Annotated in this window: 2 protein-coding genes and 1 pseudogene; all 3 read left to right on the forward strand. The window is 45.0% G+C overall.

The features are described 5' to 3' along the window. A pseudogene (locus tag A3729_RS30290) lies at positions 1–461 on the forward strand (bifunctional prephenate dehydrogenase/3-phosphoshikimate 1-carboxyvinyltransferase); the annotation flags it as partial. Positions 462–526: 65 nt separating this feature from the next. After that, positions 527–1,201, forward strand: a complete 675-nt coding sequence (gene cmk / locus A3729_RS30295) for a (d)CMP kinase (protein WP_068509312.1) — start codon at positions 527–529, stop codon at positions 1,199–1,201. A gap of 119 nt (positions 1,202–1,320) precedes the next feature. After that, a partial coding sequence (locus A3729_RS30300) for a S1 RNA-binding domain-containing protein (protein WP_156498246.1) occupies positions 1,321–1,663 on the forward strand: 343 nt, incomplete at its 3' end.

Below are 1,663 nucleotides of genomic sequence, written 5' to 3' on the forward strand. Positions count from 1 at the left end.
TCGTAGGTGGTGAGCCTGTAGGCGACATTCGTGTTAAGCATGCACCTCTTAAAGGAATTAAAATTCCAGAGGATCAGGTTCCGCTTGCGATCGATGAGTTTCCTGTTTTGTTTATTGCTGCGGTTTGTGCTGAGGGAGAGACGGTCTTAAGTGGCGCTGAAGAGCTTCGTGTTAAGGAAAGCGACCGTATACAAGTGATGGCTGATGGTTTGGCGCAGCTGGGTGTTAGAACGGATGTTAAGCACGACGGTATAGTGATCAAGAATTCTGAGATTCAAGGCGGTACAGTTCATAGTCATGGCGATCATAGAATAGCGATGTCTTTCGCTGTCGCTTCATTAAGAGCGAAGGGTGAAATCGTGATTAGGGATTGTGCTAATGTTGCGACGTCATTTCCAAATTTTGTTGAGTTGGCTAGTGAAGTGGGTCTGAATATTAGCGTTGAAGACGATTCCGAGTAAAACGAGTTGTAGTAAAGAATGGTGCTGAAAAATTTCGTGACATTCAAAAAATTGGAGATAGTTGAATGACATGCAAAGTATTAACGATAGATGGTCCCAGCGGCGCGGGTAAGGGGAGTATTGCTCAGCTCGTGGCGAAGCATTTGGGCTGGTCTTTGCTTGATAGCGGGGCGCTTTATCGTCTTACCGCGCTGGCTGCTACTAGGTTGGGGGTTGCTTTCGATAACGAAGAGGCTTTGGCTGAAGTCGCTGAGAAGTTAGATGTTGAATTCGTTCCATCTGAGTACGGTGAGCCTGTCAGAGTATTACTTGGTGGTCAGGATGTGACGAATGATATTCGTACAGAAACTGTGGGTAATGATGCGTCAAAGATAGCGCCTTTGGCATCTGTTCGCGCAGCATTATTGCAAAGGCAAAGAAACTTTGCAGTCGAGCCTGGCTTGGTTGCTGATGGTCGAGATATGGGGACAGTGGTGTTTCCAGAGGCAGAATATAAGGTATTTATGACAGCGAGCGCAGAAGCTAGGGCGGATAGACGCTTTAAGCAGTTGAAGGCGGAGGGGGAAGATGTTAAAATCGCGCCCCTTTTAAAGGAGATAGAAGAGCGAGACGCCCGAGACATGGGGCGAAAAAATGCTCCGCTCAAAGCCGCTGAAGATGCGTATCATGTTGATACTACAGGGCTTTCTATCGAAGAAGTTTTAAAGGAAGTTGTTAATTTTATTGAGCGGAAATCTTAATAAATACGACTTCTAAACTTTTGGGTTTTGGTTAACGTTGGCCAGCAATGCAAAACCCATTTCAATAAATAAACCGTACATGCTGGTGGTACGGAGAATTTAATCACACAGGAATTGTAATGAGCGAGAGCTTTGCAGAGTTATTTGAAGAGAGTCTAAATGAAATCGATATGACCCCGGGAGCAATTATTGCGGGTGTTGTAGTAGATATTGATAGCGACTGGGTTACAGTAAACGCTGGCCTAAAGTCAGAAGGTGTTATACCTCTATCTCAATTTGTTAACGAGAGCGGTGAAGTCGAATTAAAGATCGGTGACTCTGTTGATGTTGCACTAGATGCTGTTGAAGATGGCTTCGGTGAAACACGCCTATCTCGTGAGAAGGCTAAGCGTGCTGAAGCTTGGAAAGAGCTTGAGAAAGCATTTGAAGCTGAAGAAATCGTTAAAGGTGTGATTAACGGTA

It is taken from the genome of Oleiphilus sp. HI0043 (genome assembly GCF_001634935.1).